We start from the raw sequence: 16737 nt of genomic DNA, 5'->3' as shown, positions 1-16737 counted from the left end.
CCCATCTTGGGCATGTACCCCTTACGAGAGAGGCCGGTGTACCAACCGATGGACTTGATGAACCGGGGATCGTCGTATTGGAATCGAGTGCCCCACGTGGGCTTGTCCGTATGACGCCAACCGGTCGACAGGGCAAAGGGGGACCAGTTTGTCTGGCCGGCATAGTCGAAATACGGGTCAGTACCAAGCGCGTACTGCTTCACATGCGCCGGGTCGAACGTCGGGTCATCGCCCCGACGTCCCTTGTCATCGATGGCGAGTCTGGCCAAGATCTTCTCGAGGCTGCCCCCGTCATCTGGGTTCCAGGTCGCAGTTTCCAGTTCCTTCGTGGTCACTCCGGCGTCTTCGAGCTTCTTCTGGTCGTACATCAGGGCGATGGTGTCGTAATCTTTCGGCATCCCGTAGAGGTGTCCGTCGTCCCCGGTCCACAGGGATGTCAGACCGGGCATGAAGTCAGAGGGCTTGACCTTTCCAACGCTGTCCACCTCGTCCAGCGGTTGCAGGACGTTTCGTCGCATGAACTGCGGATAACGGCCGACATGGTCCGTGAAGACGTCGGGGGCTGTCCCGGCGACGAAGCTGGCGGTGAGCTTGGTCCAATAATCGTCCCATCCGATCTGAGTGATTCGAACCGAAATGTCAGGATTCTCTGCTTCAAACCCGTTGATGCACTTCGCATAAGAGGGAAGCTGATTTGCGTCCCACAACCAGTAGTCGATCTGGGTCCTGTTGGATGTTGTTTGGCTGCATCCCGCACTCGCAGCAGCCATTGCGGCGACGAGGGCAAGTGACATGATTCGGGACCGGATTTTGCGGGAGTTTCTCTTCTTTTCCTTCATGATTGATGACTCACTTGATTCCGTTGAAGCCGATGGAGTTCACGATGCGCTTGGCAAAGCATGCGAACAGGATGAGCATCGGGAGGGCAGACACGAGAGTGGCGGACATGAGTCCTGACCAGTCGGTGCCAGACTGCGGGGACTGAGCCCTGAACACTCCGAGGGCGACGGTGAGGACGCGTGACTTGTCGGTGTAGGAGATCATCAGCGACCAGAAGTACTCGTTCCACGCCGTGATGTAGGTCAGGAGCGCGAGTGTGGCGATGGGGGCCGACGACATGGGAAGCACGAGCTGCCAGAACACCCGCGTCTTTGACGCGCCGTCAATGAGGGCGGCTTCCTCGACCTCGCGGGAAATGTTCATGAAGAACTGCCGGAGGAAGAACACTGCGAATGGGGAGATCAACAGGGTCGGAAGCATGATTCCCAGCAAGGTGTCGATGAGGTGCAGATGCTTCATGAGGACGAAGTTGGGCAGCAGGGTGAAGATCGATGGGATCATCATCGCTCCTAGGAAGATGGCAAAGATGGTGTCCCTGCCGCGCCACTTCAGACGCGCGAAAGCATATGCGGCCATGGCGCAACTCAATGTCTGCACGACGGTGATCATTGTTGCTACGACCACCGAGTTGAGGAGGTAGCGCCAGAAATTCATCGACGCTCCTGAACCGCCCTGTGCCACGGCGGTGGCGACATCTTGTTTGCCGAAGACACGCCCGAAGCCACCGAGATTCGTTCCCACCGGGAGTAGGGAATCAGGGTTGGTGGCGAGCATGGAATTGCTGGACAGCGCCGTTCGGAGAATCCAGTAAAACGGGAAGAGTGTGATGAACAGGATGATGAGCATGAATGCCCAACCGATGATCCGTCCGACGGTCAGCCGCTTCTTGCGTGGCTTCGAGGATGCGGCCTGAGTGGTCTTGGGTGATGCAATCGTAAGTGATGACATTGTTCCCTCAGTTCAGGTCCGTCTGGCCAGCGCGGGTCAGCTTGTACTGGATTGCGGTGATGATGACGAGAATGATCAACAGGGCCACGGACAGGGCCGAGGCATAACCGAAGTCGTACTCGCCGAAGGCCTTCTGATAGATGTACATCTGCAGCACGTTCGATGCGTCGGCCGGTCCGCCGGTCGTGGAAACCGCGACGGTGTCGAACACCTGGAACGATCCAATGATCGTCATGATCAGGACCAGGGCGAGGATGGGCCGCAGTAGAGGCATGGTGATGCGGAAGAACATCGACACCTCGGAGGCGCCGTCCGTTCGTCCGGCCTCGTAGAGGTTCTCGGGGATTCCCTGTAAGCCTGCGAAGATCAGCAATGCTGTGTAACCCATGTTTCGCCAGACATTGACCAACGCGATCGTCGGGATGACCCACTTTGGATCACTCCAGAAACCGATGGCCTCCCCCCCCCAGCTTGACGATGAGCTGGTTCACGATGCCGAACTGGATGTCGAGCATCCACAAGAAGGTCAGCGCCGTGACGACGTTTGACACAAGGTACGGGCTGAGGATGAGTGACCGGACCACTGTCGACTTCGTCAATCTGTGCATGAGAGCGGCGATGAGGACGGCGAGGATCGTCTGGACACCGATGTTGATGGCGACGTACTCGACGGTCACTTTCAGGGAATTCCAGAACCTGTCGTCTGCGATGAGGGCTCGGTAGTTGTCCAGGCCCGTCCATCGAGGCGGGGTGAGGACGTCATAGCTCGTGAAGCTGTAGTAGATACCAGTGATGAGAGGCCAGATGAGGAACACGATCAGGCCAATGCTGGCTGGAGCGATGAACCGCAGGGCCAGGCTCAAGTCTGAGCGGTGTGCTGGACGTGGCCGCCTCATCGTTGAGGCATGGGTTGACATGTGATCTTCCTTCTGTGATCTGTTGTCGTCAGTTCTTCGACATGCCGGAGATCTCGATAAGCAGTGCATGCTCGGAATTGAGTCCCGGAGCCTGGATGCCGGCAGCCTCCAATGCAGCGCCGGTGAGGTCGACCCCGTCGAACCATGACGCATCGACCATTCCCTCGACCGGATGGCCCACCTGAACCGGTCTGACGTGATACGTCATCTCAGGGTCGAGTCCTGGGAAGCGGATGTTGCCGCGTGGGGACATGGGCGAGCGGTACCTGGCAACCAGGCTGAACAGAGCGTGGTGACGATCTTGAGAGACGACTCCGTGCAGCCACAGGGACTCGTCCGCGCGGTCAGCCCGGACGACCGTCCCGGTGTTGAGGAACTGACGGTTCTCCTTGTAGAAGTCGATCCATTCCTTGAGCTCAGCCAGCTCGTCGTCATCGATGGAAGTGATGTCCCACTCGATGCCAAGGTGTCCAAAGATGGCGGTCGCCGCACGGAAGGACAGGTCATGGGTACGACCGGAGCTGTGGGAGGTGGCTGACGCGATGTGACTTCCCAGGAACTCCGGAGGGAGGAGCTGCTTGGCCCAGCGCAGCATCGTCTGACGCTCCAACGGATCAATGCAGTCGGACACCCAGATTCGAGAGCAGCGGCGCATCAGTTCGAGGTCGACGCGAGAACCACCTGACGAGCATGACTCGATCTCCAGGCCGGGGTGTTCGGCCAACAAAGTCTCGATGAGTCGGTAAGTCGCCAGTGTCTGTTCGTGCACGGCGGGTACACCGGTCGCGCGGGTGCCCGACTCGAGAAGGTTTCGGTTGTGGTCCCACTTGATGTAGTTGAGCCCGTACTCCTCAATGATCGCCGCGACACTGTCATGGATGTACTGCCACGCCTGTGGGATGGTGAGGTTGAGCACTTGCTGGTGACGCCATTGGCGGGGGAGACGCTCCCCGGGGGCCATGAGCCAGTCCGGATGATTGCGAGCCAGGTCGGAGTCCTCGTTGACCATCTCGGGTTCAAACCACAGTCCGAACTGCATGCCGAGGGATTTCACGTGGTTGACCAACGGGTGGAGACCGTTAGGCCACACGTCAGGTGAGACAGTCCAGTCTCCCAGTCCGGAGCGGTCGTCTCGGCGGGAACCGAACCACCCGTCGTCAACGACGTATCGCTCGACGCCGACGGCGGCAGCGCGGTCCGCAAGGGTGATGAGCTTGTCGAGATTCTGGTCGAAGTAGACGGCTTCCCAGACGTTCAAGGAGACCGGACGATCAGGGGCCAACGGGTGCAGGTTGTGACGGACATGATCGTGGAAGCGTGCGGCGACCCCGTCGAGGCCGATGGCATGGTTGAGGTAGAGGTCGGGTGAGGTGTAGCTCTCCCTGGGGTGCAGGACGACCTCGCCGGGTAGCAGGATCTCCCCAGCAGCCATCACCTGGAATCCTTGGACGAGCTTTTCGACGTAGTAGCGGTTATTTCCCGACCAGGCGAGGTGAGTCGCCCAGATTTCACCATGACGGAACCCGAATCCAGGGGTACCGACGTGCATGACCCATGCGGTATCGGGGCCCGTGACGCCGCGGCGCACCTCTCGGCAGTGAGTTCCGTAGCTGACTGGGGTGCGTTGCGGAGTGTGTTCAAGTCCCCAACGTCCAGTGAAGTCAAGAATCTCGCTGGCTTCAAAGGGAACCGGAGCGCAGTGCTGGAGCGAGTCCAGGTGGTAGTCGTCGGATCCTGTGTTGCTGAGGCGAGAACTCACGGTGACAAGGCCGGACGGCAACATCGTCAGGGTTGAGGTGAGAGCGATACCTGCATCAGGGTCGACCGAGTCCACCTCCAGGGTGCCAGTGCTTGCCTCAGCGAACTCCTCGACCTCCCGACCGTCGAGGCGGACGGCCGTGGTGTGGAGTTGGGGAGAGAAACCACTGCGGGACTCGCGATGCCCCTCGATTCCGGGCCTGCCGAGCCAGCCGTCCCCGGACTGGGGCAGTAGTGCGACGTGTACGGGTTCGTCAATGGAATTACCGACCTGGGTCTGAATGCACGAGGATCGCATGTCCTCGGCGAGGTGCGCATTGAGGTGGCCGAGATCACGGCCCCAGTAAGTGATTGATGCCTGACGGTCGTCGACCACGGATATGACGAGTGAAACTCCGGCGGTGTGCAAGTGAATGTTGGTGCCCTTCATGGCGACCTCCTGTCATCGAGCGAACGACTTTGTTTCTCTAGAAAGTAAGTCTCGTAAACAGTATCTCAGGCATGCCTTCACCGCAACGTGCCACGTCCGGGCCGCATCTTCCCGACCCAGCTCTCCCGCCGTGGTTGAATGAAAGTCAGTCTGTAGCGAGAACCCCAATCGGGGCTGGAGGGACCGTCATGGCAATTGTCTGCACCGCTGAGGCCACCCGAGCCGCTGAGCAGAGGTGGTTCGACGCCCGGCCTGGCCAGGACCTCATGGACGTCGCCGCCCATGCTGTCGCCCGCAAGGCCCAGGAATTGCTCCTCGGCGGGGCCATCGGGGACGTGGTGCCGGACTGGGCAGCCACACAGTGCGTCCTCGTACTCGTCGGCGGCGGAAACAACGGCGGTGACGGCCTCTTCGCAGCCGCTGCACTGGCTCAGCGTGGTTGGCGGGTCGAGGTGGCCCAGGTCATGGGTCAGCCTCACGAGGCTGGCATGGCGGCGGCGTTGGAAGCCGGCTGCATTCGCACACCGCTGGGGGAGGTCACCAGTCATTCCTATGACCTCGCCATCGACGCCGTCCTTGGTATTGGTGGACGCCCCGGCATCCCGCAGTCCCTCGAGCGGATTGACGGTTGGCTGCGGGATCATCAGATCCCGGTGCTCTCGGTTGACCTTCCATCAGGACTGGACGCCAATTCCGGTGAGGTGGAGTCCTGCGTCCACGCCACCCACACCGTGACCTTCTCGAGTCTCAAGTGGTGCCACATCACGCATCCGGCCGCGAAGTTCTGCGGACAGTTGGAGGTCCATGACATCGGCCTGGACCTCGTCGATGACGAGGGAAATGCGCTCGACGGTGTCGACGATTACTGCGATCTGGCCGAGATCGCCGCGCTCTGGCCGGTACCAGGTGTCCGCGACGACAAGTACTCCCGCGGAGTTGTCGGTGTCGACACCGGATCTGAGAGGTTCCCCGGTGCAGCGGTGTTGGGTGTCCTGGGAGCGCTGCGCAGTGGACCAGGGATGGTGCGATTTGCCGGGCCAACCGCCATTATGGCCTTCATCCTCAGCCGAGCCCCCTCGGTCGTCATTGGGGAAGGGCGCGTCCAGGCATGGGTTCTGGGCTCCGGCTGGGGCACCCACGACGGCAACGCCGATCGGTTCATCCGGCGAGCTGCTGACGGTGTCCCCATGGTCATCGACGCCGACGCCCTGGGTCTGCTGCCTGCTGAATTGCCAGAGGGATGTCTGCTCACCCCGCATGCCGGTGAACTTGCCCGGATGCTGCAGATTGAGCGGAGTCAGGTGGAAGCCGACCCGCGGGCGGCAGCCGTCCGTGCGGCCCAACGCTTCAGGGCGACGGTTTTGGTGAAGGGCTCGATCCAGTGGGTGGCGCGCCCCGACGGCACCGTCCGCGCTGCTCTGCCGGGCCCTGCATGGACGGCTCAGGCGGGTTCTGGCGACGTGCTGGCTGGTATGTGCGGCACTCTCATGGCTGCGGGGCTGGATGCTGCTGACGCGGCGGTGTGCGCTGCAGGGATGCAGGCTGCCACGGCGATTTCCATGCCTGGTCCGTACGCCCCCGACCAGATTGCCGAGTTGCTGCCCGGGATCGTGACGACGGTCCTGGGTCGCTGACCAAGCACACTGCGCGTACTGGCTCGCGAGGAGCTCCAGGGTGCTGGACTCCTCGGGCAAGACCCTCTCAGAGGGCGGCGCGAATCCTCGTCGAGCGTCCGGCCAGTCGGATCGCGTCCTCATAATGCACGACGAGCTCGCTGCACAGGTTCTCCCAGGTGCGGTTCTCGATCGAGGCTCGGGCGGCTACGCCCATGGCGCGACGCTTGTAATCGTCACCAACGAGGTCGACGACTCGAGAGCGGAAATCCGCCATGTCTCCGGGCTCGTAGAGCCATCCAGTGCGGGACGGGTCAATGAGGTCGATCGGCCCGCCCTTGCGGGGGCTGATGACCGGCACGCCACAGGCCTTGGCCTCTTGGACAGCCTGGCAGAAGGTCTCGAGCTCTCCGGTGGAGCAGAAGACGTCCATACTGGCGACCGCGCGGGGGAGTTCCTCTCCGCCCAGACCGCCGGTGAAGACGGCATTGGGAAGCTGCTTCTCCAACTCGGATCGAGCCGGGCCATTCCCTACGATGACGAGCTTGGTGTTGGGGATGTCCGCGAGGTTTGCCATGTCGGCGACGCGCTTCTCGGCGGCAAGCCGTCCCATGTATCCGACCACGACCTCACCATGGGGAGCCCACTTGTCATGAAGTTCCTGGGAGTACTTCGACGGGTTGAAGCGAACCTTGTCGACGCCGCGACCCCAGATGCCGACCCGCGGCACCCCATGGCTGACGAGCTGATCGCGGGAGAAAGTGGACGGGGCGTAGGTTGCGACTGCCAAGGAGTGGATCTGACGGACGCGGTACCAGCCGTAGAACTCCAGCTTGCCGAGACCGTAGCGGCCGGCGTAGGAGGGGATGTCAGTCTGGTAGATCGCCACCACGGGGACGCCGAGGGATGCGGCTGCCAGTGCGCCCTTGTACCCGATCATGAAGGGTCCGGCCAGGTGAACGACATCAGGCTCGAACTCGGCGAGGTAGCGTTCCATGGTCCACTGGGGGCTGGTGGAGACGCGGACGTCCTGGTAGCCCGGCCAGTGCAGGGAGGCCAACGGGATGACGGGAAATCCGGCGTACTCGCGGGGAGTCTGAGCATCACCGGGAGCGAGCACGAGGGCCTCGTGGCCGTTGTCGCGCAGGTGCTCCAGCACTCGTAAGACCGAGTTCGTCACTCCATTGACCTGGGGAAGGAATGACTCCGTGATGATCGCAACACGCACAACTTCATGGTAACCGGGACACGCGACACCTTGGCGGGGTCGCGGTGTCGAGGTGGTGAACTTGGGGTGACGAGATCGCCGTCGCCTGGGGCTTCGTGAAGGCGAGGAATGACATGTGTTTCAGGGAGTCGTGGCGACTCACCGCGTGGCCGCGTCGATTGCGATCACCTGCGGCTCACGGGGAAAGGCGTGCAGGGTGGAGCGCCTTCCGCTTTGCGGTGTTCTGTGCGCGCTCGCGGGATCGGTCATGGTTGGTTCCGCCCTCGGTTCCACGATCCACCGTCCCTACTCGTGGAACACGACCATCAGCGACTGACGTTCCTCGAGGGATGTGGTTGATTTCGTCGATACGACCTTTTTGGGTAGGGTGATGGCGTTGGCAACGGCCTGACTTGCTCGGGCCCATGATGCGTTTCAGTTGCTCGATGTGCCCTAAGGGCATGGCGGAGCCCCCGGCTCCGGGATTGATTCACTGCATTCACCTGCACAGCAGCTATTCGCCCGGCCATCGAGACAGACAATCAACCCAGGATTCCATGTCACCGAGACCCGCTGGGTCCGGTGCGTCGTGGCCAGATTCCGCGACCCGTGCAGTGACGCCGCGCCCTCATGCGCGGTGACGTGGTCCGCCAGCGCCCGAGGAGTCCGTCCATCGTGAGGGATGACCCCATTGAGCAACAAGAAACGCAACCCCAAGTCTTTCAAGGCCGACGGCACCCCGAAGCGTCGCTGGACGGCCGCTGAGCGCGCCGCTCGCGGTCACAAGCCCCGCACCAGGGGAGGGGTCCGCAACGGTCACACCGATTCGCACGGTCGCAACTTCGAGGCATGGACTCCCCGTGAGGACTCTCGTCGCGGCGAGGATGGGGCTGGCAAAGATCGTCGCTACTCCCAGGATCGACGCGGCCGCGATGAGTGGTCCGATCGTCGTGACGACCGCCGCCATGACCGCCGTGACGGCGACCGACGCCGGGGCGACCGCTGGGATCGTCGCGATGAACGCCGTAACGACCATCGCTGGTCCGATGACGGCGAGTTCCGTCCCCGCAAGTCGCGTCGTCCCAACAACCGTGCCAACCGTGACTGGAGGCATGACGATCGTCGCGGCTCGAGGTGGGATCGTGACGACTGGCGTGATGACCGTCGTGGTCAGCGTCGCAACGACTGGCGCGATGATCGCCGTGACGACCGTCGGGATCACGGAAACCGTGATGACCGCGGTTACCGCGGCGACCGCGACCGTCGGGACTTCCAGAAGAACCGTGACTTCCGCGAGGACCGTCGCCGCGACGACCGCTGGTCTGATCGCCGTGACGATCGTCGTCGCGAGGACCGCAGCGACTGGCACGCCGATCACGACGACGCCGACAACATGAATTGGAAGGCCACTGAGCTGACCGATCTGGACGTGTCCGGTATCGATCACGAGGGTGGATTCTCGGCCCTCGGTGTTCCTGACGAGATCGTCGCCGCCCTGGCCGCCACGGGCATCACCGAGCCCTTCCGGATCCAGATTGCCGCCATCCCGGACGCCATCGCCGGGCGTGACGTGCTGGGTCGTGCGTCGACGGGTTCGGGAAAGACCCTGGCCTTCGGCGTTCCGCTGCTGTCGCGTCTATCCACCGAGCCGCGCGAGGACAAGCGTCCGCGCGCCCTCATCCTCTCGCCCACCCGCGAACTGGCCATGCAGATCGCCGACGTGCTGTCGCCGCTGGCCTCGTCAATGGGTCTATCAACCATCCTCATCGCCGGTGGCATGAGCTACGGCCCGCAGACCAAGGCCTTCAAGAAGGGTGTTGACCTCGTCGTCGCCACTCCGGGACGCCTCGTCGATCTGCTGGAGACCGGTGACGCCGACCTGTCCGGCGTCACGGTGACGGTCCTCGACGAGGCCGATCACATGGCCGAGCTGGGTTTCATGGAGGCCGTTGGGTCGATCCTCGACGCCGTCCCCTCCGAGGGCCAGCGCCTGCTGTTCTCGGCAACCCTCGACGGTGCCGTCAACAAGCTGGTCAAGCGCTACATGCACGACCCGGTCACCCATGAGATCGACCCCGACAAGGGATCGGTCTCGACGATGACCCACCACGCCTTCCAGATCAAACCGCACGAGAAGGTTGGGCTCATGTGCGAGATCACCAACCGCGACGGTCACACCATCGTCTTCGCCCGCACTCAGCGGGGCGCATCCCGGATGGCCGAGCAGATGCGTGAGGCCGGCGTCATGGCCGGTGCCCTACATGGTGGTCTGACCCAGGGTGCCCGTGCCCGCGTACTGGCGGCCTTCAAGGACGGCTCCCTGCCGGTCCTGGTCGCCACTGACGTCGCGGCCCGAGGCATTGACGTTGACGACGTCACCCTGGTGCTGCAGGTTGACCCGCCGATGAACTCCAAGGACTACCTGCACCGTTCCGGTCGTACTGCTCGCGCCGGGCACGACGGGGCCGTCGTCTCGCTCATCCTGCCGCACCAGCGCCGCAGCATGTCGCGTCTGTACCGTCAGGCCGGTGTCAAGCCGGTCGAGGCCCAGGTCGTGATGGGTGACGACCACGTCGCCGAGGTGGCCGGTTGCAGCCCGGCCCTGGGCGCGCCGATCGACGAGAAAGACTACGAGGCCCTCGTCGCCCCCAAGCAGCAGCGCGGCAAGAAGTCCCGTGACGGCAAGCCCGGCCGTGGCAAGGGCGGACGCAACCGCGGTGGTCGCGGTTACGACCGGGATCGTCGCGGTGGTCACGGCCATGATCGTGGACACGATTCTCGCGGTCACAACTCCCGTGGACATGACGGACGTCGTCGCGACATCGAGACCAGGTACGGTCGCTCCGGCAACGACACCTGGTGATCCGACGCCTAATGAATCGAGGCGGAGTCACCTCGCGGGCAACGGCTGGTTCGGGCACGTCGACAGTGCCCGAACCATCGCGTTGCGTTCCGCCGAGGTGACCCAGAGGTGATACTTCTTCTTCACCGCGATCTGACGAGACACGTAGTCACAGCGGTAGGACTTGTTCGGCGGTAGCCACGTCGCCGCATCCCCGGCTCCCTTCTGCTGGTTGGCCCGTCCCTCGACGGCCAGCAGGTTGAGGGGGTCGTTCGCGAGCGCCTGGCGTCGGTCCATCGGCAACTGTTGGGCCCCGGTGACCCAGGCGTTTCCCAGCGCGACGACATGGTCGATCTGTACGACGGCCGATGTTTCGCGCCCACGTTTCCACCTGATCGTCCGGCCGGTGTAGGGATCGTGCAATTCCCCGGACACAACGCGGCACCGGCTGCCGGATTTCAGCTTCGCCCCGACGAGGTCGCGGGCCAGGGCGTCATCCCGGGTGCCGCAGCCGTTGTGCCCCCACGGGCTCGTCAGGACGGGGTCGGAGCTGTCGCTCCATGCCTGTCCGAACTGTTCGCGGGAGTATCCCGTCATGGGTGCGCGCCCTTTGACGGGAAGCTGTCCGAGAACTTCGGCCGCCTGTCCGTAGGCCGTCGATCCCTCGTGAGGAGCGGCCCGGCGATAGACGCCGATGAGAGCCAACGTTGCGACGACGATCAGCACCAACCACTCCCACCGCCGACGAGTCCGCGTCTCCATGTCATCACCCTCACAATCTCGACAACCGGTGGCCTGACGCTACTCGCGACCACCGACTCAGCAGAAGGGTTAAGGCGAACACGTCTGCCACGCCTGGGTAGCGGCACCCGGACGACGAGAGCCCGGCGCGTTTCGCGGACTATCCTGATGCCTTGTGGATGAACAGACGAGCCCGCAGGACGTGACCCCGGAACTCGCGGTCGCAACTCCCGAGGAAGCCGCTGACTTGGCGCGCGCCCTCGACCTTGACGAGACGACCGTGTCCACCTGGTTGACCCGGGGCATCGGAATTACGGCACGCCGTGGCGCCGCGACCGCCGGCCTCGCCCATCTCGTCGACGACGGTGGTCATGCCGAGGTCGCTGATCTCGTCCTGGCCGCTCCCGACGACGACATCGCCGCGGCCCTCGTCCAGGGAGCCGAGCAGATCGCCACCGACCTGGAGTCGCGCATCCTCGTCGTCTCCTGCATGCAGTCCGCTCCCAGCCCCGCCTATCAGCGTGACGGTGACGACTGGGTGCGTGTGCTGCCCACCCGCCTCGTCGTCCCCACCACCGAGGCCATGCACTCCTTCGGCTCCACTCTGGCGACCGAGCTTCGCGCCGGTGACATCGTGTTGGCCTCCGGAGACCTAGGGGCCGGGAAAACCACCCTGGCCCAGGGGATCGGTCTGGGTCTGGGGGTCGAGGGGCCGGTCATTTCCCCGACCTTCGTGCTGGCCCGACGCCATGCCGGAGTTGACGGGCGCCCGGGACTCGTCCACGTCGACGCCTACCGTCTCGGGTCAGCCGCAGAACTGGTCGACCTGGACCTCGACGAGACCATGGACCAGGCCGTCACCCTCATTGAGTGGGGAGCCGGTATCGCTGAGGACCTCGGCGGCTCCCACTTGGACATTGACATCCGTCGTAGCGGGGACCCCGCCGACGGGACCCGCGTGGTCTACCTGGAAGGTTTCGGCCCCCGCTGGCAGGACGTCGACCTGTCGCCACTGTCCGAATTTCCCCTTGGCACCACCCCCTGACGAGACCGGAGACAACATCTGATGAACACGATCGTTCTGGGAATCGACACCTCGACGGCCGTCAGCGTCGGTCTGGCGCGCGGGTCGCAGGTGCTCGTCAGCCTGCACCACGACGACCCTCGCGCCCACGCCGAGCAGCTCATGCCCCTCATCCACACCGCGTGTGAGCAGGCCGAGATCGCCCTGACCGACATCGGTGACGTGGCCATCGGCGTCGGCCCTGGCCCCTATACCGGACTGCGCGTCGGGGTGGCCACCGGACGAGTGCTCGCCCACCTGGCTGACCTCACCCCTCACCCGGTGTGCTCCCTCGACGTCCTGGCCCGCCAGTGGGCTGACGGCGGCGTCGACGGCGAGTTCGTGGTGTGTACCGACGCCCGTCGTCACGAGCTGTACTGGGGTCGCTACGACGCCTCCGGCAACCGTCTCGACGGACCCAACGTCACCCGGCCCGAGGAACTGCCCGAGGGTATTCCGGTCGGCGGTCCGGGATGCCCGGTTCGCGGTCTGACGCCCGCCCCCGGATCCCCAGAGCGTCTGGACGCCGGGGTGCTCGCCGCGTCCTGGCAGACCATGCCCGACGTCGGTCTGGAGCCGCTCTACCTGCGAGATCCCGACGCCACCGTCCCGACGACGCGCAAGGCCACCCTGACCCCGACTCGCCTGACCCTGCCCGGCATCAAGCGATGACCAGAGTCGCCAGCCCGGCTGATCTCGATGCCATCATGGCCGTTGAGCAGGCCAGCTTCGACACGTCCCGGCAGTGGTCCCGGACCTCCTGGGCCGAGGAAATATCGCCGGCCGACCACCGCCTCACGCTGGTCGCCGGGGAGGACGAGGTCGCGGCCGTCGCCACCTTCCACGGTTTCGACGTCGCCGATCTTGACCGGATCATGGTCACTCCCGTGGCACGGGGGCAAGGACTGGCCGTCGAACTGCTCTCTCGTGGCATCGACTGGGCACGCTCCCGGGGGTGCCGCACCATGATGCTCGAGGTGCGCCGAGACAATGACCCGGCCATCTCCTTGTACCAACGCTTCGGATTCGAGACGATTTCCCAGCGTCCCAATTACTACGGCGGCGGGGTTGACGCCCTCGTCATGTCCGTCGACCTGCCCGCGACCACAACCGAGGAGAACCATGTCTGAACCGCTCATCCTGGGCATCGAGTCGTCCTGTGACGAGACCGGAGTCGGCATCGTCCGTGGCAATGACCTGCTCGCCAACGAGGTCGCATCCTCGATGGAGCAGCACGTGCGCTTCGGCGGGGTCGTCCCCGAGGTGGCGTCGCGTGCCCACCTGGAGGCGATCGTCCCGGTGCTGGAGAAGGCCACGGCCACCGCCGGGGTGGATCTGTCCGAGCTCGACGGCATCGCCGTGACGGCGGGTCCCGGTCTGGCAGGGGCGTTGGTCGTCGGTCTGTCGGCTGCCAAGGCGCTGGCAAGCTGGCTCAACAAGCCGCTTTACGGCGTCAACCACCTGGCCGGACACGTCGCCGTCGACCTGCTCGAGCACGGGGACCTGCCGATGCCGTGCGGTGCCCTGCTCGTCTCGGGCGGCCACACCAGCCTGCTGCGGGTCAATGACATCGCGACCGACGTCGTCGAGGTGGGTTCGACGATTGACGACGCCGCTGGCGAGGCCTACGACAAGGTTGCCCGCGTCCTCGGCCTGCCCTACCCAGGGGGCCCGGTCATCGACAAGGCCGCTGCCGAGGGAGATCCCAGGGCCATCCGATTCCCGCGCGGACTGACGGCCCGTCACGACATGGTCGAGCACCGCTTCGACTACTCCTTTTCCGGCCTCAAGACGGCGGTGAGTCGTTGGGTCGAGACCCAGCAGCGCGACGGGGTCGAGTTCCGGGTGGCCGACGTCGCCGCCAGCTTCCAGGAGGCCGTTGCCGACGTGCTGACCGCCAAGGCCGTCGACATGTGCCAGGAATACGACCTCAAGCACTTCCTCATCGGTGGGGGAGTGGCGGCGAACTCGCGGCTGCGCACCCTGCTCGCCGAGCGGATGGAGGCTGCTGGAGTCGAGCTGCGACGCCCGCGTCCGGGGCTGTGCACCGACAATGGGGCGATGATCGCTGCTCTCGGTGTGCAGGTCGTCAAGGCTGGCCTGCCGCCGTCGTCGATGGACATCTCCGCTGATTCCGGGCTGCCCATTGAAAAGGTGATCGTCTGAGGTGGTGGATGCCGACGGTCTTCTGGGAGGTGAACGCGAAGCCGCTTGAATACTGCTGGTCAGAACCCGCTCGTCGTTTGCCTCGCTGTGCCATTCTGTGGGGCATCAGTAATCGACAGGAATGGATGAGGAATGAGTGAACCCTTCGTTCTCGATGCCAGTTTCAGCGCCTTTCGCGCCGAGTCCTTCGCCAACGACGTCACCGGGCGGCTGGTTCAGAATGCGGTGACCGGCACCGGAGCCGACACCGTCAGTCTGGATCGCACCGTGGTCAACGGCATCGACGAGACGACCTCCGAGCGGTTGGATTCCTGGAAGGTGACCGACCAAAAGCACTCCGGACGGTGCTGGGAATTCGCGGGGCTCAACGTCCTGCGTGCCAAGGTCATCGACGAGCTCAAGGTCGACGACCTCGAGTTCTCGCAGAATTACATCGCCTTCTTCGACAAGCTCGAGAAGGCCAACCACACCCTAGCTCGCGCCATCGCCACGGCATCGCGTGACGCTGACGAGGAAGAGGTGCGCGCCATCATGGACTACCCGGCCGAGGACGGCGGATGGTGGATGCAGTTCACCGACCTTGTCGCCAAGTACGGCGTGGTGCCCTCATGGACCATGCCCGACACCGAGTCGGCTGGCAACACCCTGCAAATGAACCGCGCCCTGTCGACGGTGCTGCGTCGAGCCATCGGAAAGATCCGCGACGCAGCCACCAATTCCGACGCCAATGAGGGAGCCTCTCAGATGGAGGCCGCCCGTGGCGAGGCCTTGGACGCTGTGTGGAAGATCCTCGCGATCCACCTCGGCACCCCGCCCACCAGTTTCACCTGGCAGTACCGTGACAAGGACAAGAACTTCCACCGCAAGGGCACCTACACCCCGCTGGAGTTCGCCCACGAGATCGTGCCGCAGGCTTTCGAGCCGTGGGTCAGCCTCGGCCATGACCCACGTGAGGAGCACCCGGTCGGTCGCACCTACGTCCATGAGCACACCCCGTACATGGAGGGTGGCACCCCTTACTGGCACCTGTCGGTAGGGCTGGACGTCATGAAGAAGGCGGTCATCGACTCCATCGCAGCAGGCGAGCCGGTCTGGTTCGCCTGCGACGTCAAGAAGCAGTTCGACAAGGACCTGGGCATCTGGGATGCGAAGCTGCATGACTACGAGGCCCTTTACGGCATCGACATGGAAATGTCCAAGGCCGAGCGGTTGCGCTTGCGCGAGTCTGGTGGCACCCACGCCATGACCGTTGTCGGTGTGGACCTCGTTGACGGTGTCCCGGTGCGCTGGCGGGTTGAGAACTCCTGGGGTGACGAGGTGGGCCGCAAGGGGTTCTTCACGATGAACGACTCGTGGTTCGACGAGTACGTCTACAACGTCATCGTGCCTCGCTCCCGGGTGGCCGAGGAGATTGCCGAGGCGTGCGACCAGGAGCCGATCGTCTTGCCGCAGTACGACATGATGTGAGTCCTCTGCCGACACGGATCTGCCCGCCCGCAGGAACGCGGGCGGGCAGATCCGTGTCGGCATTCCTGTCGCGCGTGCAGAATCCGTCAAGTCGGGGAGACTCTGCCAGCTGTCGTGACTGGTCGAGGCTGCTTTTCGCTTACCATCCGTCTCCGTCACTTTGAGAGGATGTCTCCATGATGACCCCGATCCTCACCACCCTTGGCTTCGTCATGCACCCTGACGGAGAGCGCGTCCTCATGGTGCATCGCATCGCACGTCCTGGCGACGAGCAGCTCGGCAAGTACAACGGGCTGGGAGGCAAGGTGGAACCGGGGGAGGATGTCGTCGCTGGCATGAAGCGCGAATTGCGCGAGGAGGCTGCGATCGAGGTTGACGCCATGCGCCTACGTGGCACCGTCTCGTGGCCGGGGTTCGGGCGGCACGGAGAGGACCATTTCGGATTTATCTTCCTCGTCGACTCGTGGCATCCCATTGCCGACGCCATCCCTGACGCCAATGAAGAGGGGCCACTGACCTGGGAGCGCGTCGATTCGCTCGACGAGTTACCGATGTGGGAGGGGGACCGCTACTTTCTGCCGCTGGTTTTTGATCCTGATGTTCCGCAGTTCCACGGCTGTCTGCCCTATCACGATGGTCGACCGACCGGGTGGTCATACTCGGTGTAAACCTTTGACGCTGGGGGCTTCGTGGATGCGCGGCGTCATGCTTGCACCAAGGCTTAGGTAAAGCTAACCTTAAGCCC

General features: G+C 63.9%; 14 protein-coding genes and 1 pseudogene. 8 read left to right on the top strand and 7 right to left on the bottom strand.

Going from position 1 to position 16737, the window contains the following annotated elements; all coding sequences use genetic code 11:
- From AC6I1W_RS11910 to AC6I1W_RS11890, 5 genes are all read right to left on the bottom strand, one after another.
- Positions 1 to 794: ABC transporter substrate-binding protein (locus tag AC6I1W_RS11910; protein WP_497743569.1), on the bottom strand; the 794-nt coding region annotated here is incomplete at its 3' end.
- 55 nt (positions 795 to 849) lie between these two features.
- Positions 850 to 1788 (bottom strand): carbohydrate ABC transporter permease, encoded by a 939-nt coding sequence (locus tag AC6I1W_RS11905; protein ID WP_065673588.1) that lies wholly within the window; start codon positions 1786 to 1788, stop codon positions 850 to 852.
- A gap of 7 nt (positions 1789 to 1795) precedes the next feature.
- A complete protein-coding gene (locus AC6I1W_RS11900) occupies positions 1796 to 2176 on the bottom strand; it encodes a carbohydrate ABC transporter permease (RefSeq protein WP_462552809.1) in 381 nt (126 codons plus the stop codon).
- A gap of 49 nt (positions 2177 to 2225) precedes the next feature.
- Entirely contained in the window at positions 2226 to 2705 is a 480-nt protein-coding gene (locus tag AC6I1W_RS11895) for a carbohydrate ABC transporter permease (protein WP_462552811.1), read from the bottom strand.
- 28 nt (positions 2706 to 2733) lie between these two features.
- Positions 2734 to 4893 carry an alpha-galactosidase gene (locus AC6I1W_RS11890; RefSeq protein WP_117189378.1) on the bottom strand — a complete coding sequence of 720 codons (2160 nt, stop codon included), beginning with the start codon at positions 4891 to 4893 and terminating at the stop codon, positions 2734 to 2736.
- 188 nt (positions 4894 to 5081) lie between these two features.
- Between AC6I1W_RS11890 and AC6I1W_RS11885 the strand changes: the two genes are divergently transcribed.
- Complete coding sequence (locus AC6I1W_RS11885; protein WP_021107825.1) at positions 5082 to 6527, top strand: NAD(P)H-hydrate epimerase; 1446 nt, start codon at positions 5082 to 5084, stop codon at positions 6525 to 6527.
- Between the two features lie 67 nt (positions 6528 to 6594).
- Here the strand turns inward: AC6I1W_RS11885 and AC6I1W_RS11880 are convergent, their stop codons facing one another.
- A complete protein-coding gene (locus tag AC6I1W_RS11880; protein ID WP_117189377.1) occupies positions 6595 to 7734 on the bottom strand; it encodes a glycosyltransferase family 4 protein in 1140 nt (379 codons plus the stop codon).
- 1372 nt (positions 7735 to 9106) lie between these two features.
- Here AC6I1W_RS11880 and AC6I1W_RS11875 point away from each other — a divergent pair.
- The gene (locus tag AC6I1W_RS11875; RefSeq protein ID WP_117189375.1) at positions 9107 to 10576 is read left to right on the top strand and encodes a DEAD/DEAH box helicase; all 1470 of its coding nucleotides are present in this window, start codon (positions 9107 to 9109) and stop codon (positions 10574 to 10576) included.
- 27 nt (positions 10577 to 10603) lie between these two features.
- Here AC6I1W_RS11875 and AC6I1W_RS11870 read toward each other — a convergent pair whose 3' ends face one another.
- Positions 10604 to 11284, bottom strand: a complete 681-nt coding sequence (locus AC6I1W_RS11870) for an HNH endonuclease family protein (protein ID WP_171048627.1) — start codon at positions 11282 to 11284, stop codon at positions 10604 to 10606.
- Between the two features lie 187 nt (positions 11285 to 11471).
- On the opposite strand from AC6I1W_RS11870, the pseudogene tsaE reads away from it, so the two are divergent.
- From tsaE to AC6I1W_RS11840, 6 genes and pseudogenes are all read left to right on the top strand, one after another.
- Positions 11472 to 12363: pseudogene (gene tsaE, locus AC6I1W_RS11865) on the top strand (tRNA (adenosine(37)-N6)-threonylcarbamoyltransferase complex ATPase subunit type 1 TsaE).
- Positions 12363 to 13031 carry a tRNA (adenosine(37)-N6)-threonylcarbamoyltransferase complex dimerization subunit type 1 TsaB gene (gene tsaB, locus AC6I1W_RS11860; protein WP_065673595.1) on the top strand — a complete coding sequence of 223 codons (669 nt, stop codon included), beginning with the start codon at positions 12363 to 12365 and terminating at the stop codon, positions 13029 to 13031. Before tsaE ends, tsaB begins: the two are co-directional and overlap by 1 nt.
- Positions 13028 to 13489 (top strand): ribosomal protein S18-alanine N-acetyltransferase, encoded by a 462-nt coding sequence (gene rimI / locus AC6I1W_RS11855; protein ID WP_065673596.1) that lies wholly within the window; start codon positions 13028 to 13030, stop codon positions 13487 to 13489. The genes tsaB and rimI overlap by 4 nt, the downstream gene beginning before the upstream one ends.
- Positions 13482 to 14525: a tRNA (adenosine(37)-N6)-threonylcarbamoyltransferase complex transferase subunit TsaD gene (gene tsaD / locus AC6I1W_RS11850; protein ID WP_493536997.1), complete on the top strand. Its 1044-nt coding sequence runs from the start codon at positions 13482 to 13484 to the stop codon at positions 14523 to 14525. The genes rimI and tsaD overlap by 8 nt, the downstream gene beginning before the upstream one ends.
- 132 nt (positions 14526 to 14657) lie before the next feature.
- A complete protein-coding gene (locus tag AC6I1W_RS11845) occupies positions 14658 to 15992 on the top strand; it encodes a C1 family peptidase (RefSeq protein WP_270236376.1) in 1335 nt (444 codons plus the stop codon).
- 176 nt (positions 15993 to 16168) lie between these two features.
- Positions 16169 to 16660: an NUDIX hydrolase gene (locus AC6I1W_RS11840; RefSeq protein WP_117189634.1), complete on the top strand. Its 492-nt coding sequence runs from the start codon at positions 16169 to 16171 to the stop codon at positions 16658 to 16660.
- The last annotated feature ends 77 nt before the right edge of the window (positions 16661 to 16737 follow it).

It is taken from the genome of Cutibacterium sp. KB22876 (assembly GCF_059728865.1).
This window is presented reverse-complemented; position numbering and strand designations above follow the sequence as displayed.